The organism is Fangia hongkongensis FSC776 = DSM 21703 (assembly GCF_000379445.1).
In the GTDB taxonomy this organism is placed as follows: domain Bacteria; phylum Pseudomonadota; class Gammaproteobacteria; order Francisellales; family Francisellaceae; genus Fangia; species Fangia hongkongensis.
Genome location: NZ_KB902239.1, coordinates 248,441 through 271,811 on the forward strand (window position 1 = coordinate 248,441; position 23,371 = coordinate 271,811).

Sequence of the window (23,371 nt, forward strand, 5' to 3'; positions counted from 1 at the left end):
AAAAAGCTAGGGTGAAAATGAAAACAGCAAAACTTTTATCTGCAGGGTTAGCAGTGAGTCTAATAAGTGGGTGTTCAGTTCCAGGAATGCATATGGCTGATCCAGATGATTATTCACAAACGGTAGTAAATGGAAAAGTTATTCAACCAAAGTTAATTCAAATTACGCCAGCATTAGTGATCGAACAGCATAAACAAGCAAGTGAAAATGCTAAGAAAGAAGCGCTTTCGTATAAGACGCCCGAGGGCTTTTCAACCAATACTAAGCTATATTCCTACCATATTGGCACACAGGATATTTTGAATATTGTCGTTTGGGATTATAAGAGCATGACAAACCCTGCGAATAATCAAAGTGTCAATGGCTTAAGCCAAACACGTGGGTTTACAGTGAATGCAAATGGGGATATTTTTTATCCTTATATAGGTTATGTGCATGTTTTAGGTTTAACCGTTTCAAAGGCAAGAGATCTTATCTCTGAGAAGCTTGCAGCTTATGTTAAAGACCCGCAGGTCACAGTTGATGTTATTGGCTTTAACAGTCAAAAGGTGAATGTGATTGGTGCAGTGAAGCAGCAGCGTTCACTTAAATTAACAAATGTGCCTCTAACCGTGCTTGATGCAGTAAACCAAGCAGGTGGTGTCATTAACTGTAGTAATGCATTGAAATCAACGACAGATAATACTTCACAAATGGAGTGTGCAGATACTAAAAATGTGCAGATCAAACAAGGTGGCTATCAAACAACGGTTGATTTAAACACTTTGTTAGCGCCAAATGGAAGCTCAGAGAATTGGCTGTTGAAAAATGGTGCAGTTGTTTATGTGCCAAGTAATGAGCTTTATAAAATTTACATTTTGGGTGAGTTGAAAAAAACGGGTGTTTATAATATGCTCCAAGGGAAAATGACCTTAAGTGATGCGATCGCAGCTGCCGGTGGTGTAACCGATGGATCCGCTCCAGCCTATACTTATGTCATTAGAAGTTATAATGATCACCCAAGTGTCTATACAATTAATGTACGCTCACCTGATGCGCTTCTTTTGGCAGGGCAATTTAATCTGCTGCCACACGATATTGTATTTGTTTCTACAAGTGGCTTTAAAGATGTTAACCAAGTGCTTCAATATATCAGTCCACTTATTAGTACTAGTTTCTCAACGGCAGCACTTGTCATTAGCGCAACGAAATAATGAGATAATATAAGAGGTTTTTGTGAGCTTTAAATCAAAGAAAAAAGATACAATGATGCAAGAGGATGTGATCGACATCCGCGATATTTTAGGTATTGTCTTAAATAGAAAATGGCTGGTTTTGTCATTTACCTGTTTATTTGCAATTATTATGCTTATCTATGGGCTTCAGCGCGCTCCTATGTATAAAAGCGATCTTTTAATGAATATTTCAACTGATTCAGCAAATCAGAGTATTGGAAATTTGTTAAGCGATAATATCCCATTTATGCAGTCAAAAGATGGCATGAGCTCAAAAATGCAGGAGATAATGCGTTCACGTTCTGTATTAACACCAGTGATTGAAAAACTTAGATTGGATGTTGAAATTAAGCCCTATTATTTCCCTGTAATCGGAAAAATTGTCGCAAATTATGCCTCTCAAAGCTTACCAGAGGGCGTTCCTGCGAAGCCATTTTTAGGGTTGTCGGGGTATAATTGGGGTGGTGCAATTGCAGCGGTAAGTACATTTCAGCCACCTAAAGGGCTTTATGGGGAAACATTCACCATTGTTGCACTTTCTAAAGACAAGTATAAATTAATCTCTCCAGAGGGCGAGGTGCTCTTAGCAGATGGTAAGGTTGGAAAAGACTATTCTATCGCTATGGGACAAGGCGAATCCCTTGATATTAATCTCAAAGAACTCGTTGCCAATGTCGGTGAAGAATTTGCGATCTCTAAGCTTAGAGACACAGTTGCACTTAATGCCTTAACACAAGATTTATCAATTCAAAGTGAGGAAAAAGGCAGCAACATTTTACGTTTAAGTTATCAGGGCGCAAACCCTTATATCGTTGCAGAGGTGCTAAATGATTTAGGGCAAAGTGCGATTGAAAATGATGTGGAGCGTAAGTCTAAAAATGCCAAGCAAGTGCTGTCTTTTTTAAAGACACAGTTGCCAATGGTGCAAGCAAAATTAGATGATGCGCAACATAAACTAAATGCCTATCGCTCTAAGACTGGAAATTTGTCTATTGCTGATGAGACAAAGATTATTCTTCAAAAATTCTCAGGCTATGATACACAGCTCTCTGAGCTTGAGCTTCAGCTGTCACAATCTGCACAAGTACTCACTGAAAAAAACCCAGAAATCTTACAGCTTAAATCGGCCATTAGCAAAGTGAAATCACAGCGTGACACGTTGCAGCAAAAGATAAAAGCTTTGCCCAAGTCAGATCAAGTTTATGTGAATTTGATGCGTGATGTTGAGGTGCAGGAAAAAGTTTACCAGACAATTATTGGTAAAATACAAAAATATGAAATTATGCAGGCCGCCACAGTCAGTAGTCTTGAAGTAATCGACAGTGCGCATATTCCTTATAAAAACATCAACAAACCAACCTTGTTATTGGTATTGCTTGGCGCAATTGTCGGGCTTATTTTGTCAGTTGGTTGGATTTTCCTACAGGCTTATTTAATCAAAGGATTGCAAGATCCAGAGATTATTGAAGAGATTTTAGGCTTTGGTTCAGTTGGTGCGGTGTATTTCAGTAAGTTGCAGCAAGCGCAATCAAAGAAATTTCGCAAGAAGCTTACTTCCAAGCTAAAGCTAATTCATGAAATTGATCCACATGATGTGATTTTAGAGAGTTTTCGAAGCATTAGAACGTCGATTGAGTTGAAAAAACTCACCGCTAAAAATAAGCTTATTGCTATTTCTGGACCAACGGAAAATATCGGTAAGTCATTTGTCAGTGTCAATTTGGCTTATTCATTAGCAGCAGCTGGCAGGAAGGTTTTAATTATTGATGCGGATTTAAGAAAAGGGCATTTGAAAAGCTACTTCAATAAAAAGGACGGACTGGGTTTAAGTCAATATTTATCTCAAGAGTCTATTAGCGAAGAGGAGATTATCCAAAAAACACGCTTTGATCAGATTGATTTTATTAGTTATGGTGAGCACACGACAAACTCAACAGAGTTTTTGGTCTCGCCAAAATTTGCAGCGCTACTTGATTTTGCAAATGAGCATTATGATTATGTTATTGTTGATACACCACCTGTTTTGCCTGTGGCTGATTCGACGATTATCTTACAAAAAACAGCCATTAATTTATTTGTATTAAAATGCTCAGGCCATGATAAAAAAGCACTGAAGCTGATGATGAATAAGCTTGATAATGCAGGTGTATCCAAAGAAGGGTTTATTCTAAATGGTATTACAGGCACCAGCACGTATTACCATAAGAAATATCAATATAAAAGTTACAGTTAAGCACTAGCTGTCTTATAAAGTGCTTTTAATGTGCGTCTTGTGATTTTATTAGAAGCGGTTCTTGGAAGCTTGTCGATGAGGATCAGATCTTCAATTTTAAAAAGCGGGTTGAGATTTAGTTTAAGTACTTTTTGTGCTTTTTGTTTTAATCTATCTGCATTTATTGCATTCTCTTTGTTAAGCACGGCATAAATAATCAAGCTATTTGTGCCACCTGTCTCTCCAGTAACGGCAATAGCAGCCGTTTCCAACACCTCATCAAGCCTATTTAATACGCGTTCAATTTCAGCAGAGCTTGTCTTAATGCCGCCCAAATTCATAGTGTCATCGGCGCGGCCAAATGAGCGATAATAGCCATTTGAAAGACGTTTTATCTGATCTCCATGGCGTCTCAGTTGCCCATTTTGAGTGTAAGGCATGCCTTTGAAATAGACCTTATCATGGTCTTTGTTAAGAAGCACTTGGCTAAGACCTAAACTTGGAGGGATTAGGGCAATTTCACCTTCTGTGCTCATTTCAGCGTTTATTTCACCATTATCATTAAGTATCACCATATTGATGCCAAAACATACGCTAGAGAAATGACTTGGAATATTCGGTTGCAGTAAAGTTGAAGTGATATACGCACCTCCAATCTCTGTGCCACCACAATATTCAATAATGGGTTTATAGCCACTAAATGCACTAAGATATAACATATCATCTATATTTGATGCCTCACCTGTGCTTGCAAATAAATCAATATGCTCTAGGCTCATTTTCTCTAATAGCGCTTGTGATTTCCAGTGATTTACTATGCTTGGGATGACGCCAAGTTTGTTTACTTTGGCATTGGCGGTAAACTCAATAAATGTCTTGGAAGTGGGGGCGTCATAAAAAAGTGCGATCGTTGCTTTATTAATAAGGGCAGCAAATACAAGCCAAGGCCCCATCATCCAGCCAAGGTTCGTTGGCCAAGAAAGGATGTCATTTTGGTTTATATCAAGGTAGATTTTTCCATCGCTTGCAGCTTTAAGTGCAGTAGATTGATCCCAAACAATGGCTTTTGGCGTGCCGGTTGTGCCGGAGGAAAAAAGGATATTAATGGCATCATTTGCAGTCAGTGAATAACTGTGGTGCCCTTGTATACCTTCACTTAAAGTCATAAATTCAGATAGGCTGAAATCAGTTTCTCTTTTCTTAAGTGGTGAGTTGGATTCAAGTGAAATAATTGTTTTGGCGCCAGCATCAAGTACCTTTTGATACATTGGGTAGGGTTTGTTATTTCGCATAATATAATCTTGAGTGAAAACAAGCTTTGCTTGAGTAATATCAATTCTCGTTTTGATTTCTTCACTTGCAAAGCTATCAGCAATAGACACAACAATGGCGCCAAGCTTGATAATGCCAAGATAAATTCCAACAGACTCAGCATTCATCAGCATGGAAATGCCAATACAGTCACCTTTTTGAATACCAAGCTTTTTGAGCGATAAAGCGATACTCTGACTAAACTGATCAAGTTTATCGTAGCTCCAGCTTTGTATAGAGCCATCAGCATCTTGATAAATAATAGCCGCTTTATCTTTAGGCGCATTAAAGCAGTTCTCAGCAATATTAAAGGTGGCATCAACAAGCCATTTTGGCTTTTTAGGATTATCAGCAAGATCAGCTGTTTTTGTGGTATTTTTGTGATAGTTAAGTGACAGATCCTCAATCACTTTTGCCCAGAAAGTCTCTCTATGGGTGTTACTATAATGCTGGAAATCTGCAACGTTTTCATAACCAAAATGCCGCATCAAAGTTTTCAGATAAGGTGTACTATGTTGATCGGGAAGCCAAGTTGGGCAAACGGTGCTGTCTTTATAGCAAAGCGTGTAAATTGCCTGATGTACGCTAAAGGGCACTGAGCAAGAAAGCACCTCTTTTTTAAGCTGTTGCCATTTTTTTTGTGCGTGGTCGTTGGTTGATAGAATATGGTGTATTTTCTTTTTAGTAATATCATCAAGTGCATTTAGACAATCATTTTCAAAAACCATTTAAACTCCTAGAGCATCATATATTTTCCTTTTCACTGCTCAGTTTATCGCAGTTTTGATCCATCATAAATGTAAATAATTCACAAAATTGGTTAAATAATTTTACTGTGACATGGATGAAAAAAATAAAATCCTATGATATGTTAACTTCCATATGAAATTCTGTAATATATATACTGCTTCGCAATTAATGAGATAGATGTAGGCACTCGTTATAATCCCTATATATTCGACCTCAAATGTGTCGTTGCAAGCTAAAAATTTATATATTCTAGAGTTTTCACAAGGATTTAACACGATTTAATTAATAAGGTAATGACAATGGATGAGAAAGTGGAGATTAACCCTGCTGGAACGAAGGGGTTTGCTTTTTTAGAGTTTGTGACCACGCAGGCAAGTCAGCTTAGAATGTTGTTTGTTCAGCTTGGCTTTACACATATAGCCAACCACAAGGAAAAAGAGATAGAGCTATGGCAGCAAAATAATATCAGCTTTTTATTAAACCTTGAGACAGAGGGCTATGCTCGGGATTTTCGTGATTTGCATGGAGGGGGAGCGCTTGGCATGGGTTTTGCTGTAAAAGATCTTGCTCATGCGTACTCTCACTGTATTACGAAAGAGGCAACGCCTATAAAAAGCACTGCTGATGATTGGCACAATGCTAATTGTAAGGCAATTGAAGGCATTGCTGATACGCGATTATATTTAACTGAGTTGGATAATATTATAGAGAGTAACTTGTTTGAATTGATTCCGGGGCGCTTGGAGAAATTGCACTCCAATGCAGCAGAGCTTTTATATATCGATCATCTAACGCATAATGTCTATCGTGGCAATATGGATAAATGGGCGAAGTTTTATGAGGATTTGTTTAATTTTAGACAAATTCGCTATTTTGATATTGAGGGTAAGTTAACTGGGCTTATCTCTCGAGCAATGACCAGCCCTTGTTTGAATATTAAAATTCCAATTAATGAATCTGTTGATGATAAATCTCAGATTGAAGAGTTTTTGCATGAATTTAATGGTGAAGGGATTCAGCATATTGCGCTTGAAAGTGCGAATATCTATGAGACAGTTGAAAAGTTAAAACAAATGGGCATTAGTTTTATGAAAACGCCAGATAGTTATTATCAAAATATTCATAAGCGCTTACCCTACAATGAAGAGCCATTAGAAAGGCTGCATAAAAATAACATATTGGTTGATGGTGCACCAACCAAAGATGGTGGCTATCTGCTACAAATCTTTACCGAGACAGTAATAGGACCTGTGTTTTTTGAAATTATTCAAAGAAAAGGGGATGATGGTTTTGGTGAAGGGAATTTTCAGGCGTTATTTGATTCCATTGAGCAGGATCAAATTGAGCGTGGCGTGCTGTAATATCTAGAGAGCCAGCCAGCCTGATAAGCAAGATTTGCGCTTTTGAGCGACGGTGTTCAAAGCAATAATTAAATCACATCATGTTAATCACTGTAATATAAAGGGACAAGAGGATGATTTTATATGATTATTACCGCTCATCGGCGTGTTACCGTGTGCGTATTGGACTGAATCTAAAAGGCATTAACTATCAAAGTAAAACGGTTCATTTATTAAGAGATGGCGGTGAGCAACTCTCCTATGAATATCATGCGATTAATCCACAACAAAGAGTGCCATGTATTAGGCTTGATAGTGGCGAGGTTATCTCTCAGTCAATGGCAATCTTGGAGTATTTGGAGGCAAGTTATCCAACGCCAAGCTTTTTCACGACTGACCCGGTGATTAATGCAAAGATACGTGCTATTGCAAATATTATTGCTGCGGATATTCATCCCTTGAATAATTTATCGGTATTACAGTATTTACAAACTGAGTTTGAGATTGATCAAGATAAAAAGGCAATGTGGTATGAGCATTGGGTTCGAAAAGGATTTGATGCGATTGAAAAGAGGCTTTCTCATAGTGCAGGGGAATTTTCTTTTGCCAGTCAAATTACATTGGCTGATTTATGTTTAGTGCCGCAAGTCTACAATGCAAAGCGTTTTGATGTGGATATGAGAGCCTATCCTACAATTCAAAGAATTTATGAAAATGCACTGATGGAAAAGGCCTTTTTTAACGCTTCTCCTGAGCAAGTTGAAGCAGAAAATGTAAGCTGAAAGTTTCAGTGAATTGATTTGGTATTATAGTATTATATAGGAGTGGATAGTCGTGCCAGTATATCATTCTGGGTTTCATAGTTATGTTGAAACTGAAGCGCTAAATGGAGCGTTACCAAAAGAGCAAAACTCCCCGCAACATCCGAATTTGGGTTTATTTGCAGAGCAAGTAAACAACAGTGCCTTTACAGCGCCAAGATCGGAGAATTTTAAAGCATGGCAATATCGTATTCGCCCTTCGGTTTTACACTGCTCAGAGCCAGAGCTTATCACACAACACCTTATTCGAGATATCCATCATAAAGACAGTGTCTTAACGCCGCCAACGCAGATGCGCTGGAATGCCAGAGAGATTACTGAGGAGAAGGTAGATGTTATCTCAAGTCTTGTGACGATGGTGTATAACTCCGTGGCAGCAGTTCATTTATATGCAGCCAATAGCTCAATGGATAAGAGTTACTTTTATAGTGCAGATGGTGATTGGCTTTATGTGCTTGAAGAAGGGGCATTAAGATTTAAAACTGAAATGGGCATTATAGAAGCGTCAGTTGGTGAAATTGTCGTTATTCCTAGGGGTATTCGTTATCAAATTGAGCTTTTAGAGGATGTGGCAAGGGGATATATTTGTGAGAGTCAGCAAGCCTTTTATTTGCCAGAGCGAGGTCCTATCGGTGCAAATGGTTTAGCTGAAGAGCGCCATTTTCTTGCGCCAGATGCAAGTTTTGAAAATAAAGAAGGTGATTTTAGCTTATATGCTAAATTTCAAGGACAACTGTGGAAAATGAAAATTCCATATTCACCTTTAGATGTTGTGGCTTGGCATGGTAATTTATATCCTTATAAATATAACTTAAAGCTATTTTCCCCTGTCAATGCTGTGCTAAAGGATCACTCAGATCCAAGTATTTTTACGGTGTTAAGTGCGCCATCACTTAGTAAAGGGACGGCAAATATAGATTTTGTTATTTTCCCACCAAGATGGGTAGTGGCAGAGGGGACATTTAGACCGCCTTATTATCACCGTAATATTATGAGTGAATTTATGGGACTTATTCAGGGGCAATATGATGCAAAAGAAGAAGGGTTTTTAAAAGGATGCTCAAGTTTGCATAATCCGATGTCTGCTCATGGTCCTGATATGGATGTTTACACTAAGGCATCCAATGAAGAGCTCAAGCCTGTTCGTTATAAGGATACATTGGCATTTATGTTTGAATCAAAAGAGCCTTGGCAAGTGACAAATTTTGCTTTGAACTCAGTGTTAAGGCAAAAAGATTATTTAACATGCTGGCAGTCTTTGGAAACATCGTTTAAAGAGGTAGTGGTTGAGAAATAAAACTAACATAAAAGATATAAGAGATATTAGAGAAACCTAAGCTTTAATATCAGGTGTAAATACAGATAGAGTGAATATTAAGGTAAATTATGACAAGAGCAAATGATCCGACATTAAAATCATTTATTAAGATAGATAAAAAGAGTGACTTCCCGATTCAAAACCTACCATTTGGTATTTTTTCACCATGCAATCAAGACAGTGAAAATAACAAAAGAATGGGGGTTGCTATTGGAGAGTATATATTGGATGTGCAAGGTGCTTTTGAGCATAAGCTTCTGAATATAGAGAACTATCCTAATTTAGATATCAATGCCAAGCGTTTAAATTCATTGATGACACTCGGCAGGAAACAGGTTAGAAGCTTAAGAGAAGAGATTAGTGATCTTTTAAACGTGAATACTGCAACTATTCGTGATAATCAAAAGTTGTTTGATGCGCTGCTATTCAAACAGAGTAATGCAAAGATGCATTTGCCTTTTGAGGTAAGTGGTTATACGGATTTTTACTCTTCAAGGGAGCATGCTGAGAATATTGGGCGCATGTTTCGTGATAAAGATAATCCACTGTTACCAAATTGGCTGCATTTGCCCGTTGCTTATGATGGCAGGGCAAAAAGCGTTGTTGTCAGTGGTACGCCAATTAAAAGGCCATCTGGTCAGATTAAACCTGACCCTGAGAGCCCGCCTGTATTTTCCCTGTCAAAAGCGTTAGATGTTGAGGTGGAAGTTGGTACGGTAATTGGCACAAGCACTCAGTTTGGGGAGCAAATTTCAATGGATAGTGCACCGGATCATATCTTCGGGATGGTGCTTGTCAATGACTGGAGTGCAAGGGATATTCAAAAGTGGGAGTATGTTCCGCTTGGGCCTTTTTTGGCAAAGAACTTTGCAACGTCAATCTCTCCATGGGTAGTGACCTTGGATGCGCTTGAGCCATTTCGAGTGGCCTCGCCAAAGCAAACCCCAGAAGTACTGCCATATCTTCAGCGTAAAGCACATTGGGGGATTGATTTACAGCTTGAGCTTATGATTAAAACTCAAAAAAGTACATCTTTTGAGCGCATATCTAAAACAAATTTTAAATACATGTATTGGGATATGATGCAGCAGTTAGCACATCATAGTGTGAATGGTTGTCCTATGAATACAGGAGATCTCCTTGCCTCTGGCACGATAAGTGGATCACAAGAGGACAGTTTTGGTAGTTTAATTGAGTTAACAGAAGGTGGTAAAAAACCAGTTAAACTCAAAGATGGTAGTCAGCGTGTGTTTTTACAAGATGGGGATGAGGCACTCATACATGGCTATTGTGAAAATGACCACTATCGTATTGGTTTTGGTGCGGTAAGTGGGCTCGTTGTCGAAAATACACATGGAGTATCTAGTGATGAAAAAAACCTCGAAATACACCTCTAAGAAGCCAGATCAAGCGGGTTATGTTGACTATACAACAGAAGAACATCAAATATGGTCGGAGCTTATGCGACGGCAAATGCCAATTGTGCGTGAACGTGCATGTATGGAATATTTAAGTGGACTTGAAATTTTAAACTTCTCAAAATATGAAATTCCACAAATTCCAGAGCTTAACGAGCGTTTAAGTAAAGTGACAGGCTGGCAAGTTGAGCCTGTTCCTGCGCTTATTGGATTTGATAAGTTCTTTAGTTTATTAAGTGAACGAAAATTTCCCTGTGCAACGTTTATTCGTACAAAAGAAGAGCTTGAATACTTAGAGGAACCTGATATTTTTCATGAGCTTTTTGGGCATTGTCCTATGCTAACACATTCAGTTTATGCTGATTTCATGCAGGATTATGGCAAGCTTGGGGTTGGTCAATCTCATGAGATACAAAAGCTCCTAGCGCGGTTTTATTGGTTTACCGTTGAATTTGGTTTGATCTCAACTCCACTCGGACTCAAATGTTATGGCGGAGGGATTTTATCTTCCATTGGAGAGAGTATTTATGCGATTGACAGCCAAGTGCCACAAAGGCACAGCTTCTCAGTGATGGATATTTTAAGAACCCCCTATCGAATTGATATATTACAGCCTGTTTATTATTGTCTTGAGAGTTTCTCACAGTTATATCAGGCAGTAACAGCAGGCTTTGTAGACAAGTTAGCAAAAGCAAAAATTATGCCTGAGTTTCCACCGCAGTTTAGAAGTAAGGATATGAGTATTTCATAGCATCTGTAGCTTAAATAAGCATAGCAAATAAGATTGTGAGACAAAAATGAGTGACAAGAGGAAGCAGAAGATGGAAGTATTAAGTGAAAAAAAGTGTCAGGTATGTGAGATTGGCACCGGTAAAGCGATGAGTATAGACGCAGCAATGCCTTATTTGTCTCAGTTAAATGAGTGGCAAATAAGTGAAGATGGCAAAAAAATTACTAAACGATTTTCCTTTAAAGGATTTTATAAAACAATGGCATTTGTTAATGCGGTTGCTTGGGTCGCCAACACAGAAGGTCATCACCCAGATATGCAAGTAGGGTATAACTATTGTGTGATTGATTTTACCACCCATGCAGCCGATGGTCTGACAGAGAATGATTTTATCTGTGCAGCAAAAGTTGATAAGTTAATGTAATTACAGTAGGAGAGGGAAGTGAGTTTAGCCATATTTCAAAATAATATCGTCGATCGCTTAAAGGCATTCTCAGCACAAGAGCCTGAAATTGTCTTTCAGTGGAAAGATAAGCGCTCCTCAGCAAGAGGTTTTTTAGTTATTAACTCTCTAAGAGGCGGGGCAGCAGGTGGTGGAACGCGTGTTCATGAGCATATTACTTTAGATGAAGTTACAGCACTTTCAAAGATCATGGAGATTAAGTTTGCGCTGTCTGGACCTTCGATTGGCGGAGCAAAGACGGGGATAAAATTAGACCCAGCACACCCAGAGAAATATGCTGTTTTAGAAAGGTGGTATGAAGCAATTACCCCATTACTTCGCGAATATTATGGCACGGGAAGTGATTTGAATACAGATATTCATCGCATTAATGCGCTTTTGCAAAAAATGGGTATACATAACTCTCAAGAAGGCATCATTCATGCGGTAAGTCATGGCGATCATCAAATTGAAACACGTGCGTATGAAAATATGCAGCTTCTGGATCAGGATATCAATTTAGAAGGAATCAGCATTAAATTGGCAGAGCTTGTAACAGGCTTTGGTGTAGCAAGCGCTGTTGCAAGTTACTATCGCAATAAAGAAGAGCCACTTAAGGGTAAGCGTATCTTTTTACAAGGCGTTGGTAATGTTGGTGCGGCTGCGGCATATTATCTGAGTCAGCAAGGCGCTGTTATTGTTGCGATGAGTGATCGCGATGCGGGTGTGATCTCTCAGGTTGGCTTCTCTGAAGAGGATATCTTAACAACGCTCAGATCAAGGCGCGTACTTAATGTGCTTGATGATAATCTAACGCATGATGAATTTAATCGTAAGCTTCAAAGTTTAAACATTGATATCTTTATTCCTGCTGCGGGGTCTAACATTGTGTCTAAAGCGATGATTGAATCTCTTATGGAAAGTGGATTAGAGCTGGTATGCTCAGGTGCAAATCATCCTTTTGTGGAGTCGGAGCATTGCTATGGACTTTGCTCACAATATCTGGATTCTCGATTAAGCGTCTTGCCTGATTTCCTTGCAAATATGGGAATGGCGAGGACTTTTTATAAGTTAATGTCAAGTCGACGTTTGATGACAAGTAGAGAGATTTTTGATGATATTGCCTCGATTATAGATCATACGGTATCAAGCGCGTATGATTTAAATAAAGGGCAGCTCATGACTGCTTCATTGTACGATTTGGCGTTAAGCAATATCGAAAATGATGTGCCAATATATCAGGTTGAAAACGAGCTTCATTAGAAGGTGAGTCACGCAGTCAAATTTCGTTGTTGCGAATGAGTTTAGATTAAATGCAAGCAAAAAATGAGAATTTTATGATCAAATGTTCTTTGTCTCTTGTCAGTGCTGGCAACATCGTATAAGCTTTCTGTCTAATTTATTAATTGTTTTATTTGATGCTATGTTAAACTTGGCATTGAATAAATGACCTTGTATAGGCGAGGTTAGTGAGTAACAAAGGGCGGAAAGTTAAGTATATCAATTGTTTATAAACAGCAGTCTGTTTTTGTATATACTTAAGTTATAACAGTGATGATAAAGAATTTATTGGATATGAATAAATGCACAAAACTTATTGGAGTGAGTTCACTTTTAGCACTACTTTTAAGTGGTTGTGCAACCAAACAAGATAGAGACCCATGGGAAGGGTATAACCGCGCAATTTTTAAGTTTAACCAAGTCACCTATGACTCTGTGTTAATTCCTGCTGCAAAGGGCTATGATTATGTTGTTCCAACGCCAGTGCAGCTGGGTATTGATAATGCCTATAACAATATATTAGAGCCAGGAAGAATGGTGAATGATTTGTTGCAGTTGAACCCAGATTATCTCTGGCGTGATACAGCACGTTTTGTGGCAAATACCATTTTTGGTGTTTTTGGTTTATTTGATGTTGCTAAAACGATGGGTCTACCAAGAAGAACACAAAACTTTGGCTTTACTTTGGCCTATTGGGGATATCGTTATTCGCCTTATTTTGTTGTTCCAATTCTTGGGCCAAGCACGTTTGGTAATTCAGCAGGCTCATTGGTTGATACTGTGTTTAACCCGATTAGTTACTCTGCGGTTGCACCGCCGCTTATTAGCTGGAGTGCTTATGGTGTGTATAAGGCTAATGAAGGCGTTGCCTACTTGCCAACCTATCAGAACTTAGCGCAAAGTTCGATTGATCCATATGTTGCAATACGAAATGCCTATCTGCAAAATTATGATTATAATCTAGATAAGACACTAGAGGTAAAAACTTCTTCTCATAAAGAGGGGAAAAGTCAAAATCAACAGGCGGTTCTTGCCATTTTAAATGCTGAACAAGATGGATGATTAAGCTTTTTATTTTGATTCAGCTGCATTAAACTCTCTACAGTTAATTTTTAATTTTGATATCAAATGATAATAGGAGTTATCGATGAAAAAACTAAAATTACTCAGCACACTATCTATTGCAGGTGTTTCTGCACTTTTAATTGCAGGCTGCTCCAGTAACCCGAATGTCAGCTATGTTGATCCACAAGGTGTTGATACAACCTCGATTAATTTTAACTCCACAGATCTACAAACAACAACGCAAAAAATGGTTTCAGGGATGATGTCTTCCCCAGCTGTTGCTAGAATCACAGCAGATGGAAAGCAGCCGGTTGTTTTCTTCAGCACAATCAGAAATGAAACGGCAGAGCATATCAATACAAATATGTTAGCAAACACAGTCTCTACAGAAGTCATTAACAGTGGCAAGTTTAGATTTACTGATATGTCTCAGGTAAAACAGATGAAGCAGCAAATGGACTATCAGGCTGAGTCAGGCATGGTGGATCAAAAAACAGCGACTAAGATGGGGCAGCAAATTGGTGCTCAGTACATGATATATGGTAGCATTGCTGATATGCAATCAATGAACTCTGATCAGCAGTCACTCTTTTATCTTATCACCCTTAAAATGATTGATATTAAAACAGGCGTGATTATTTGGCAGGATCAAAAACAAATTCGCAAAGTGCAAAAACGCAGTAGCTTTGGCTGGTAAAGCTTATTCATGTATTAGGATGCTAAATGCCAATGACATTAAGAGTGTGATGTATGAAAATTAATAATCAAAAATGGCTATATACACTAAGACCTGATGCAAAAGTATCAAAAAGTAATTATACCTTAGAAGAAGATGAGGTTTTAGATAGTGACGATTTACAGGAAGGAGAGCTGATTATTAAGTCACTTTATTTCTCTGTAGATCCATACATGAGAATCCAGCAATCAGCCAAAGATAGCTGGGAGGCGCCTCATCCGTTAAACTCAGTGCAATTGGGTGGTGTAGTGGGTGAAGTAATTGCGATCAATGATAAAACAAGCAATCTTGTTGTCAGAGATAAAGTGCTTTCCTATAGCGGGTGGCAGAGCTATGCCAAGTGCAAAAGCAATGAGGTAACCCCCATAGATGAATCGCTCATCCATCAGCTATCTTATGCCTTAAGTATTCTTGGGATGCCAGGAAGAACTGCCTATTTTGGACTTTTTGATGCGGGTAGACCAAAGCCTGGGGAAACTCTTATTGTATCAGGAGCAGCTGGTGCTGTTGGTTCTATTGTTGCCCAGCTTGGATGCCTTGCTGGGTGTAATGTTATTGGTATTGTTGGTGGAGAAGAGAAATGCCAATATCTCAAAGAAAGGCTTGGCGTTAATGCTGTTATTGATTACAAGAAGCATGATAATTTGAAGGCAATGAATCAGGCCATTCAAGATATTGCCACCGATGGTATTGATGTCTATTTTGATAATGTAGGTGGTTACATTACCGATGCGGTAATTAATAATATTAATGTTAGGGCAAGAATCGTCATTTGTGGGCAAATTTCACAATATTCTGGTGGCTTGGATCATCCTGAGCTAGGGCCAAGGTTTTTGCATAAGATGCTTTATAAACGTGCAACACTTCAAGGAATTCTTGCCCGTGATTTTGCGAATCGAAATCAAGAAATGATTAGTGCTTTAAGCAAAATGCTCAAAGCAGGAGAAATCCAATATAATGAAACCGTTATTAATGGATTTCATAACCTCCCAACAGCTTTAGCAATGCTATTTGAAGGGAAAAATACAGGTAAGTTAATTGTCAAAGCATAAATGAGACGAAAGCCATCAATTGATAGCTGATATTGTTTAAATAATGGATTCTAAGAATATGACTAAAAAATTAATACTACGCACAATGATGTTGGTGCTCGTTTTGTTGCCATTTTACTCTGCGGCGAATATCACGCAAAAAACAACTATGACCACAGCATATGGGAAAACATACCAAGATGCACTTCAGCAAGCCTTAACACAATCAATTGGCCAAGTTAAGGGGGTTTCAATTGATGCTGTTTGTGCCATCTTTAATAAGTTGAGTGTTACAAATGGCGTTGTTGTTATTGATGGCGTACAAATGCCTGTAGAGTCATATCTAAACTCACAGGGTTTTATTTCCGCCATTAGAAGTGCCACAGGTGGGGTGATCGATAGCTACCGTGTTCAAAAAAGTGTGCAGAAAGATAAAATTTGGACGGTAACGGTTGAGGTGACGTATTCAGAGTATACATCGTTAGTTTCTAAAAAAGAGCAACAGAAAAATACCTTGGCTATTTTGCCATTTCAATTTTCACCCGGCAGCGTATCAGGAGAGCTAAACCCACTTCAACTGAGGGATCTTCTGTATCAAGACATACAAAATAAACTCACTGCATCTTCATTATTTCGTGTGATGGATAGAAGTAATATCGACCAAAAGGCCTATGAAAAAGAAATGGCTTTAATTCTCTCAAATCGTACATCAAGTGAACAAAAGGCACGTTTTGGTGCTCAAGTTGGTGCAGATTATTTGCTGGTTGGCAATGTGCAGCGTTTGGTCTTTAAAAAAGTGAAAAAAGACTTCTATGGTGGGGATTTTAGTCAATGGCATGTGCAAATGACTGTCAATTACAGATTGCTTGAAACTGCAACGATGCAAGTGTTAAAAACGGATAATATTCGTACATCTATTTCGCCAAATGAGGTGAATAAAATACTTCAAGATCCAATGAACACAAAAGATGATGTTTTAAATCGTTTGGTGAGTGAAGCAGCGAGCCAATTAGCAGAAAGTGTATCAAGTTATCAACAGCTTAAGAAACAATAATGCGATATAAAAGTTACTCTCTTATTCAAGTTTTTCTGTTAATATTATCAGCGTTGTTACTTTCATCTTGCGCAACCTTCAGTAGCGCCTATCCAAATAAAATGGCAAAAGCAAAAGCAGCACTTGATCAAGGTGATGCTAAAGGCGCTGAGAAGCAATTTGTTGATGAGATGGGCAAAAAGCCAGATGGCAAGCTTTATCTGTTGGAACAAGGGCGCCTAGATCAATTAAATGGGAATTATAAAGGCTCTAAAGAAGCGTATGAGAAAGTCATCTCTTCAGTGGCAACTAGCAAAATGGCCGCTAAAATTCAGGTGTCACATATTTTGCAAAATGCAGGTGCGATTCTGACAAATGATCGTGAGTTACCTTATAGCGTACCTGATTATGCCATGACCTTTTTGTATCCCTACCAAGCTTTAAATTATCTGGCAGAAAATGATTTAAGTGGTGCTTTGGTTGCAATCAGACAGCTTACAAATGCACAGTATTGGACGTATCAACAAAAGCTAATGGCTGGCGATTTGCAATCAAAATACAAAGCAAAAACAGACCAAGTTGGGATTTCGCAAGAAAAGCTAGGGCTTGATAAATCTAAAGAGCTAACAGCAATGTTTAAGGCAGCAAGTAAAATTGAAAATGCTTATGAAAATGGTTTTGGCTATTATTTAGCTGCTATTTTATATCAGGCGTTTGATAATAATTTTAACAATGCCTTTGTCTCGATTAAAGATGCCAAAAGACTTCTACCGGATAATCCTTATGTTGAGAGTACCTATCAGGAAATCAAAAGAGGTTTTGATGGCGGTCAGGCATATGAAGTTGATAAAGGGCGCTTGGTCATTATTTATGAGCAAGGGTTTGTGGAGCCAAAATCAGCATTTAAACTGCCATTATTTTTAGGAAGATTGGGTCTTCAAGAGATTGCTGTACCTTATTACTCATCACACTATCCATTACTACCGCCTGCAAGCATTTATGTAACTGAAAACGGTAAAATTAAATCTAAAGGGCGCTCAGCTATTTTGGTGAATACGACACAAATGGCAACAAAGTCACTCTCTGAGGAATATTCGGTTATTATCACACGAGAGGTGATTCGTTTGGTGATCAAATCACTCGCTACTTTAGAGGCAAGTAATAAAGCAGGAGGCTGGGGAACTTTAATTGGCTCTATTTACAGCTTTGTGACCGCGCAAGCAGATCAAAGAAGCTGGCTGCTGTTGCCAAATAATGTGCAATTATATGAAAAACAGTTTGCCAAAGGTCATTATGCAGTTGATATTCACGGAAGCGAATATCAGATAAACATCGTTCCTAATAAAACAACGCTTTTATGGGTGACTCAGATGGGCGCTTACCATGCTAAGCACATGTTTGTGCTCTAAGGTGAAGTGAATGCTATCTTCGATTATTCTGGTTTGGAATAAGCGTCTGGCTTTTCAGATCCTTCGCCAAATAAAAACTTCTCCATTTCAGTCATAAGAAACTGTTTAGCCTCAGGTTCAAGCAAATTTAAACGATATTCATTGATAAGAATGGTTTGATGCTCTAGCCATTTTGACCACGCTTCTTGTGATATCTCGCCCAATATTCTCTTTCCAAGCTTGCCAGGAATCGGTTGAAAGGCAAGTTTAGCCCCTTCTTTTTGTAATTTGTTGCAAAATACAGTTGCCATTTGTTGATAACCTATATGTGAAATTATGCTCGCATTTTAACATGATCACTATGAAGAAAATAGCGTAAAAGAAGTGTTTGTCTTTGGCGTTGATCTAAAATGAAATTTTTTAGCATCTTAGTGTATCTATTTGCCAATAGCTTTGGTAAAACTGTAGATTCCATGTAAATCAATCAACCTGAATTTTGATAGCAAATTCAGGAAAATAAAATGAAGAAGGTTAAAACACAATGGGACATGTTGTACATAAGTTCGGAGGAAGTAGTTTAGCAGATGCCAAAAAAATCCAGAATATTGCGAATATTATTAGTGGGATAAATGAAACCGTGGTGGTTTCTGCAATTGGCAAAACTACGCGAATGTTACAGCAATCCATTGATGCTGCTCTCAAAGTGCAAGCGTATGATGTGAGTTTAAAGCAAATATTATCGATACATTTAGATATTATAGAAAAGCTAGGTATACAAAAAAATCACCTTGATGCGATCCTCAGGGAGGATATTGAACAAATCTCACAAATGTTAAAAACAATTTCATTGACAAAAATTTGCGCGGAGCCACTGAAGCATTTTATTTTAGGCTTTGGTGAGTTATGGTCTGCAAGGGTGCTAAATGCCTATTTAAATAGCCAGTCAATTCATTCAGAGTTTATTGATGCCTCAGATGTTCTTTATGTTGATGATAGCAGTTTTCCTGTCAGTGTTGACTGGGAAAAAAGCCAAAGTCTTTTAAATGCATCTCTAGAAAATAGAGAAACTAAAGTACACATCATTACTGGGTTTATTGCACAGAATCTAGAAGGGCAAAGAACCATTTTAGGGATGAATTGCAGTGATTATTCGGCAGCAATTTTTGCCAAGTTATTACAAGCAAAAAAACTCATTATTTGGACAGATGTTGCAGGGGTTTATAGCGCCAATCCACAAGTAGTGCCGGAGGCAAGGCAGCTTCAAAGATTATCTTATAAAGAAGCATTGGAGCTTGCTTATTTTGGTGCTTCAGTTGTGCATCCATTAACCATAAACCCAATGATGGAAGAAGAAATTCCCATTTATATTAAAAGTAGTTTTGATCCGCAAAATGCTGGAACAATTATCACACATCCACTGAAAGAGCCTTCAAAGGCAAAGTACTGGATTAAAGGGCTGACAAGCACTGCTGATGTTGCAATAATGCGCTTGCAAGGCGCTGGTATTATTGGCGTTTCAGGTATTGCAGCAAAGGTGTTTTCTATTTTAGAGCAACATGGTATTTCAGTCATGATGATTTCTCAATCCAGCTCTGAATATTCTATTTGTTTTGCAATACATAGTAAAATGGCCAATAAAGCAGTTCGAGCTTTAGAAAAAGGCTTTAAGGCTGAGATTGATAAGGGAGATATTGAGCATATCTACTGTGATAAAGGCTATGCGCTGATTACCGCTGTTGGTGATGGAATGCGTTCTCAGCCAGGTGCACTCTCGAAAGTGATTAAACCACTTGCTGATGCAAAAGTGAATATTCATGCGATTACGCAAGGCTCCTCAGAGCGAAGCATTACCGTTACAGTGCATGAATCTGATGAAGCATTAGCATTAAAATTAATTCATGCACAAGCGAAAAATGCACCGGTTATTGAGCTTGCTATTGGGATCATTGGTGTTGGTAATGTGGGTAAGGTATTGATTGAACAGATGCAAAATCAATATTTAAGCTTGCTAGAGAAGAACTTGCGAATTCGTGTTGTCTGTATGATGAATTCAAAAAGGTTTATTCAAGGGGAGAACTTATTATTGGATAACTGGCATGAAGCGCTTCAAAGCCCAGAGAAAAAGGCAAACTTAGCTTTAATGAGCCAGAGTCTATTAAATACCCCTGTAGCACAGAAGGTGATTATTGATGCCAGTGCAAATTTGGAAGTGTCAGAGCATTATTTGGAGTTTCTTGATAATGGTATTCATGTGGTTACCCCAAATAAGCATGCTAACACACAAAGTATGGAGTATTACCGTGAATTAAGACAAGTTGCGCTTGATAATAATGTCAGTTTTAAATATGAAACAAATGTTTGCGCTGGCTTGCCACTTGTTAATACTTTGCAAACTATTCAGTTGTGTGGTGATACAATAAATAAGATTCAAGGGGTGTTTTCAGGAACATTAAGCTTTATCTTTAATCAAATGAATCAGGGGAAAACTTTTGTTGATAGTTTAATGCTGGCATATGAAAAAGGCTATACTGAACCTGATCCACGAGAAGATTTATCAGGGATGGATGTTGCAAGAAAAGTGGTGTGTTTGGCAAGAGAAATTGGTCTATCGATTGAGCTCTCTGATATCGATGTGCAAAACCTGACACCTAAGGCGCTACAGGATGTGCCATTGGCTAAGTTCTTAAAAGAAATAAAGCATTATGATCAAGAGGTTACTGACGGGCTATTGGCAATAAAACAAAAAGCAAAAGCACTTCATTTTATCGGTGAAATTGATGCTAAGGGTAAGATTTCAGTTGGCGTGCAAGCGTGTGAAAATACAAGTCCATTTGCCGGCTTATCCAATGCAGATAATATGGTTTTGATATATTCAGACTATTACTGTCACTCACCGATGGTTATCACAGGCGCCGGTGCTGGTGCGGAGGTAACAGCAGCAGGGGCATTTGGCGATGTGCTTTCTTTGGTTAACAGGATGTGATTTAGCATTAAAAAGGATTGTGATAAATGATAAAAGTGAATGATAAGCTTCAAGTGGTAACAGCCTATGCCCCAGGAAGTAGCGCAAATTTTGCAGTTGGTTTTGATTTAATTGGTTTTGCCGTGGCTGGTGTTGGCGATCGTGTCACACTTGAAAGACGAGAAGATGATCAGCTTCATATTAAAGAGATAACAGGGGTGGTGCCAGAGGGAGTGCTCCCTTTAGATGTAAAGAAAAATGTTGCTACAGCAGTGATAAGAAAGTTCTTAGCAGATTATAATTTACCTATTGGCTTTGATGTCAGCATCGATAAAGGCATTCCTATGGGCTCTGGTATTGGTGGCTCTGCTGCCTCAAGTGTTGCGGCTATTTTAGCTGTGAATGCATTTTTAGATGCGCCTTTGAGTAAAGATCAGCTAATTGACTATGCAATATATGGTGAGAGTTTAATTTCAGGGGGTGTTTATCATGGCGATAATGCAGTGCCTTCTATGTTCGGTGGTTTAGTCCTTCTTCAAAGCTCCAAACCATGCCAGTTTGTGAAATTGCCAACATTAGGACTCTACGCTTTGATTGCTTGTCCTGAGATTGAAATCAAAACAAAAGAGGCAAGAAAACTCTTAGAGGCACCTTATGTTATAGGCGATGTTGTTAAACAATGTGCAAATCTTGCAGGTGTCATCAGCGCATTATATACAAATAATCTTTCGCTGTTACAAGATACACTTGAAGATCAATTGATTGAACCTAGAAGAAAGTCTTTGATTCCGGGATTTGATGCTCTAAAAGAGGCAGCAAAAAATAAAGGAGCGATTGGCGTTGGCATTTCAGGTTCTGGACCTGCTGTGTTTGCTATTGCCAGCACAAAAGGCGCGCTTGGTGAGATTGCTAAGGCAATGGATAATGTCTTTTTAGAGCGTCAAATTAATGTCAATTATTATATATCATCGCTTAATTGTGATGGTGGCTATATAGAGAGTAAGGTTGAGAAATAATGAAATTTGTCAGTACACGTAATTCAGAATTAAAAGTTAATTTGTCAGAAGCACTCCAAATGGGGTTGGCAAAAGATGGTGGGCTTTATATCCCTGAGTATTTTCCGCAATTTGATTGGGAATCACTAGACCCCAATATCAGCTATCCAGATTTTGCTTGTCAATTACTGAAACCTTTTTTTAATGAGGATGAATTAAAAGAGAAGCTCCATCAAATTTGTAAAGAGAGTTTTACATTTGAAGCGCCTGTTATCACGCTTGATGAGCATAATTATGTTTTAGAGCTTTTTCACGGTCCAACTTTGTCATTTAAAGACTTTGGGGCGCGCTTTTTAGCTTCATGTTTAAGTCAGATAAAATCGAATAAAAGCTTCAGCATCTTGGTGGCAACTTCAGGAGACACAGGCTCTGCTGTGGCAGCTGCTTTTTACCAGAAGCCAAATATTAATGTGGTAGTGATGTTTCCAGAGGGAAAAATTTCACATAGGCAGGAGCGACAAATTACTTGCTGGGGCGATAATGTGCTTGCCTTATCTGTAAAGGGTAATTTTGATGATTGCCAAAGACTCGTTAAAGAAGCTTTTGGAGAGAACTGGTGGCATCAAAGAACATATCTAAATACTTCAAATAGCATTAACATTGGCCGTCTTTTGCCGCAGTCGACTTATTATGCTTATAGTGCGTGGCAGTTTTATCTAAAACATAAAAAACAGGCAAACTATATTGTCCCCTCTGGCAATATTGGTAATGTCACGGCATGTTTTTGGGCAAAAAAAATGGGGCTGCCAATAGGGGATATTGTGATCAGTCAAAATGAAAATAATGTCATTGGGGAGTATCTTCAGACACAGCTGATGCCTAATAAGAAAAGTATTGAAACGCTGGCGAATGCTATGGATGTTGGCAAGCCCAGTAACTTTGAGCGATTATCTAAATTACTTGGCAGTTTTGATGCATTTAAAGCAACGATTACAAGCTATAAAGCAGCGGATACAGAGATTATAGAGACAATCAAAAAAGCCAAAGAGAAATATAATTATATCGCTTGTCCCCATACGGCAACGGCTTTTTTTGCTAGAGAAAATCAACCCTCTGAGGAAAAACTAAAGCCTTATATCATGGTGGCAACGGCAGATCCTGCAAAGTTTAATGATGTTGTTGAACCTGCTCTAGAGGAAAAGGTTGAGCTTCCACAGCGTCTAAAGCTACTTTTAGAGAAAGAGCAAACTGCCAAGCATATTGCACCAGATATGCAAGAGCTAATGAATGTGTACTCAACTACATTTGATAAAATCCCTTAATC

19 protein-coding genes are annotated in these 23,371 nt (G+C 38.4%); 17 read left to right on the top strand and 2 right to left on the bottom strand.

The genetic code is table 11. From position 1 onward, the window contains the following. The first annotated feature begins 17 nt into the window (after positions 1-17). Positions 18-1,193: a polysaccharide biosynthesis/export family protein gene (locus A37Q_RS0101260; protein ID WP_018298448.1), complete on the top strand. Its 1,176-nt coding sequence runs from the start codon at positions 18-20 to the stop codon at positions 1,191-1,193. Between the two features lie 22 nt (positions 1,194-1,215). Further along, positions 1,216-3,447, top strand: coding sequence for a polysaccharide biosynthesis tyrosine autokinase (locus tag A37Q_RS0101265; RefSeq protein ID WP_018298449.1), 2,232 nt, complete (start codon positions 1,216-1,218; stop codon positions 3,445-3,447). Here the strand turns inward: A37Q_RS0101265 and A37Q_RS14320 are convergent. Beyond that, positions 3,444-5,465, bottom strand: a complete 2,022-nt coding sequence (locus tag A37Q_RS14320; RefSeq protein ID WP_018298450.1) for an AMP-binding protein — start codon at positions 5,463-5,465, stop codon at positions 3,444-3,446. The two genes, A37Q_RS0101265 and A37Q_RS14320, sit on opposite strands and share 4 nt — an antisense overlap. A gap of 321 nt (positions 5,466-5,786) precedes the next feature. Here A37Q_RS14320 and hppD point away from each other — a divergent pair, with 321 nt between their 5' ends. From hppD to A37Q_RS0101330, 12 genes are all read left to right on the top strand, one after another. Then, the gene (gene hppD / locus A37Q_RS0101275) at positions 5,787-6,848 is read left to right on the top strand and encodes a 4-hydroxyphenylpyruvate dioxygenase (RefSeq protein WP_018298451.1); all 1,062 of its coding nucleotides are present in this window, start codon (positions 5,787-5,789) and stop codon (positions 6,846-6,848) included. 113 nt (positions 6,849-6,961) lie between these two features. Further along, the gene (gene maiA / locus A37Q_RS0101280) at positions 6,962-7,609 is read left to right on the top strand and encodes a maleylacetoacetate isomerase (protein WP_018298452.1); all 648 of its coding nucleotides are present in this window, start codon (positions 6,962-6,964) and stop codon (positions 7,607-7,609) included. 52 nt (positions 7,610-7,661) lie between these two features. Further along, on the top strand, positions 7,662-8,945 hold the full coding sequence (hmgA, locus tag A37Q_RS0101285) for a homogentisate 1,2-dioxygenase (protein ID WP_018298453.1): 1,284 nt from the start codon (positions 7,662-7,664) through the stop codon (positions 8,943-8,945). An 89-nt stretch (positions 8,946-9,034) separates the two neighbouring features. Beyond that, a complete protein-coding gene (gene fahA, locus A37Q_RS0101290; RefSeq protein WP_018298454.1) occupies positions 9,035-10,363 on the top strand; it encodes a fumarylacetoacetase in 1,329 nt (442 codons plus the stop codon). Beyond that, on the top strand, positions 10,335-11,135 hold the full coding sequence (phhA, locus tag A37Q_RS0101295) for a phenylalanine 4-monooxygenase (RefSeq protein ID WP_018298455.1): 801 nt from the start codon (positions 10,335-10,337) through the stop codon (positions 11,133-11,135). The genes fahA and phhA overlap by 29 nt, the downstream gene beginning before the upstream one ends. 46 nt (positions 11,136-11,181) lie before the next feature. Then, positions 11,182-11,538 carry a 4a-hydroxytetrahydrobiopterin dehydratase gene (locus A37Q_RS0101300; RefSeq protein ID WP_200403967.1) on the top strand — a complete coding sequence of 119 codons (357 nt, stop codon included), beginning with the start codon at positions 11,182-11,184 and terminating at the stop codon, positions 11,536-11,538. 18 nt (positions 11,539-11,556) lie between these two features. Then, entirely contained in the window at positions 11,557-12,819 is a 1,263-nt protein-coding gene (locus A37Q_RS14325) for a Glu/Leu/Phe/Val dehydrogenase dimerization domain-containing protein (RefSeq protein ID WP_018298457.1), read from the top strand. A gap of 312 nt (positions 12,820-13,131) precedes the next feature. Continuing rightward, positions 13,132-13,899 carry an MlaA family lipoprotein gene (locus A37Q_RS14330; RefSeq protein WP_018298458.1) on the top strand — a complete coding sequence of 256 codons (768 nt, stop codon included), beginning with the start codon at positions 13,132-13,134 and terminating at the stop codon, positions 13,897-13,899. A gap of 85 nt (positions 13,900-13,984) precedes the next feature. Next, on the top strand, positions 13,985-14,599 hold the full coding sequence (lpoB, locus tag A37Q_RS0101315) for a penicillin-binding protein activator LpoB (RefSeq protein ID WP_018298459.1): 615 nt from the start codon (positions 13,985-13,987) through the stop codon (positions 14,597-14,599). 53 nt (positions 14,600-14,652) lie between these two features. Continuing rightward, a complete protein-coding gene (locus A37Q_RS0101320) occupies positions 14,653-15,690 on the top strand; it encodes an NADP-dependent oxidoreductase (protein WP_018298460.1) in 1,038 nt (345 codons plus the stop codon). Positions 15,691-15,748: 58 nt separating this feature from the next. Further along, positions 15,749-16,723: a CsgG/HfaB family protein gene (locus A37Q_RS0101325; protein WP_018298461.1), complete on the top strand. Its 975-nt coding sequence runs from the start codon at positions 15,749-15,751 to the stop codon at positions 16,721-16,723. Next, positions 16,723-18,111, top strand: coding sequence for a COG3014 family protein (locus A37Q_RS0101330; protein ID WP_018298462.1), 1,389 nt, complete (start codon positions 16,723-16,725; stop codon positions 18,109-18,111). The genes A37Q_RS0101325 and A37Q_RS0101330 overlap by 1 nt, the downstream gene beginning before the upstream one ends. 23 nt (positions 18,112-18,134) lie before the next feature. On the opposite strand, the gene A37Q_RS0101335 is transcribed toward A37Q_RS0101330, so the two are convergent. Next, entirely contained in the window at positions 18,135-18,401 is a 267-nt protein-coding gene (locus tag A37Q_RS0101335) for an oxidative damage protection protein (protein WP_018298463.1), read from the bottom strand. Between the two features lie 230 nt (positions 18,402-18,631). Here A37Q_RS0101335 and thrA point away from each other — a divergent pair, with 230 nt between their 5' ends. The 3 genes from thrA to thrC are packed head-to-tail and all read left to right on the top strand — an operon-like array spanning position 18,632 to position 23,369. Then, entirely contained in the window at positions 18,632-21,073 is a 2,442-nt protein-coding gene (gene thrA, locus A37Q_RS0101345; protein WP_018298465.1) for a bifunctional aspartate kinase/homoserine dehydrogenase I, read from the top strand. 26 nt (positions 21,074-21,099) lie between these two features. Then, positions 21,100-22,068: a homoserine kinase gene (locus tag A37Q_RS0101350; RefSeq protein ID WP_018298466.1), complete on the top strand. Its 969-nt coding sequence runs from the start codon at positions 21,100-21,102 to the stop codon at positions 22,066-22,068. Next, positions 22,068-23,369 (top strand): threonine synthase, encoded by a 1,302-nt coding sequence (gene thrC, locus A37Q_RS0101355; protein ID WP_018298467.1) that lies wholly within the window; start codon positions 22,068-22,070, stop codon positions 23,367-23,369. The genes A37Q_RS0101350 and thrC overlap by 1 nt, the downstream gene beginning before the upstream one ends. The last annotated feature ends 2 nt before the right edge of the window (positions 23,370-23,371 follow it).

What these genes read in the sequence shown, in the direction of transcription:
- A37Q_RS14330 (WP_018298458.1), top strand. Translation starts at nt 13,132, where the DNA reads ATGAATAAATGCACAAAACTTATTGGAGTGAGTTCACTTTTAGCACTA.
- A37Q_RS0101325 (WP_018298461.1), top strand. Translation starts at nt 15,749, where the DNA reads ATGACTAAAAAATTAATACTACGCACAATGATGTTGGTGCTCGTTTTG.
- A37Q_RS0101300 (WP_200403967.1), top strand. Translation starts at nt 11,182, where the DNA reads ATGAGTGACAAGAGGAAGCAGAAGATGGAAGTATTAAGTGAAAAAAAG.
- A37Q_RS0101320 (WP_018298460.1), top strand. Translation starts at nt 14,653, where the DNA reads ATGAAAATTAATAATCAAAAATGGCTATATACACTAAGACCTGATGCA.
- A37Q_RS0101350 (WP_018298466.1), top strand. Translation starts at nt 21,100, where the DNA reads ATGATAAAAGTGAATGATAAGCTTCAAGTGGTAACAGCCTATGCCCCA.
- maiA (WP_018298452.1), top strand. Translation starts at nt 6,962, where the DNA reads ATGATTTTATATGATTATTACCGCTCATCGGCGTGTTACCGTGTGCGT.
- A37Q_RS14320 (WP_018298450.1), bottom strand. Translation starts at nt 5,465, where the DNA reads ATGGTTTTTGAAAATGATTGTCTAAATGCACTTGATGATATTACTAAA.
- A37Q_RS0101335 (WP_018298463.1), bottom strand. Translation starts at nt 18,401, where the DNA reads ATGGCAACTGTATTTTGCAACAAATTACAAAAAGAAGGGGCTAAACTT.
- A37Q_RS0101260 (WP_018298448.1), top strand. Translation starts at nt 18, where the DNA reads ATGAAAACAGCAAAACTTTTATCTGCAGGGTTAGCAGTGAGTCTAATA.
- thrA (WP_018298465.1), top strand. Translation starts at nt 18,632, where the DNA reads ATGGGACATGTTGTACATAAGTTCGGAGGAAGTAGTTTAGCAGATGCC.
- A37Q_RS0101330 (WP_018298462.1), top strand. Translation starts at nt 16,723, where the DNA reads ATGCGATATAAAAGTTACTCTCTTATTCAAGTTTTTCTGTTAATATTA.
- fahA (WP_018298454.1), top strand. Translation starts at nt 9,035, where the DNA reads ATGACAAGAGCAAATGATCCGACATTAAAATCATTTATTAAGATAGAT.
- phhA (WP_018298455.1), top strand. Translation starts at nt 10,335, where the DNA reads ATGAAAAAAACCTCGAAATACACCTCTAAGAAGCCAGATCAAGCGGGT.
- thrC (WP_018298467.1), top strand. Translation starts at nt 22,068, where the DNA reads ATGAAATTTGTCAGTACACGTAATTCAGAATTAAAAGTTAATTTGTCA.
- hppD (WP_018298451.1), top strand. Translation starts at nt 5,787, where the DNA reads ATGGATGAGAAAGTGGAGATTAACCCTGCTGGAACGAAGGGGTTTGCT.
- lpoB (WP_018298459.1), top strand. Translation starts at nt 13,985, where the DNA reads ATGAAAAAACTAAAATTACTCAGCACACTATCTATTGCAGGTGTTTCT.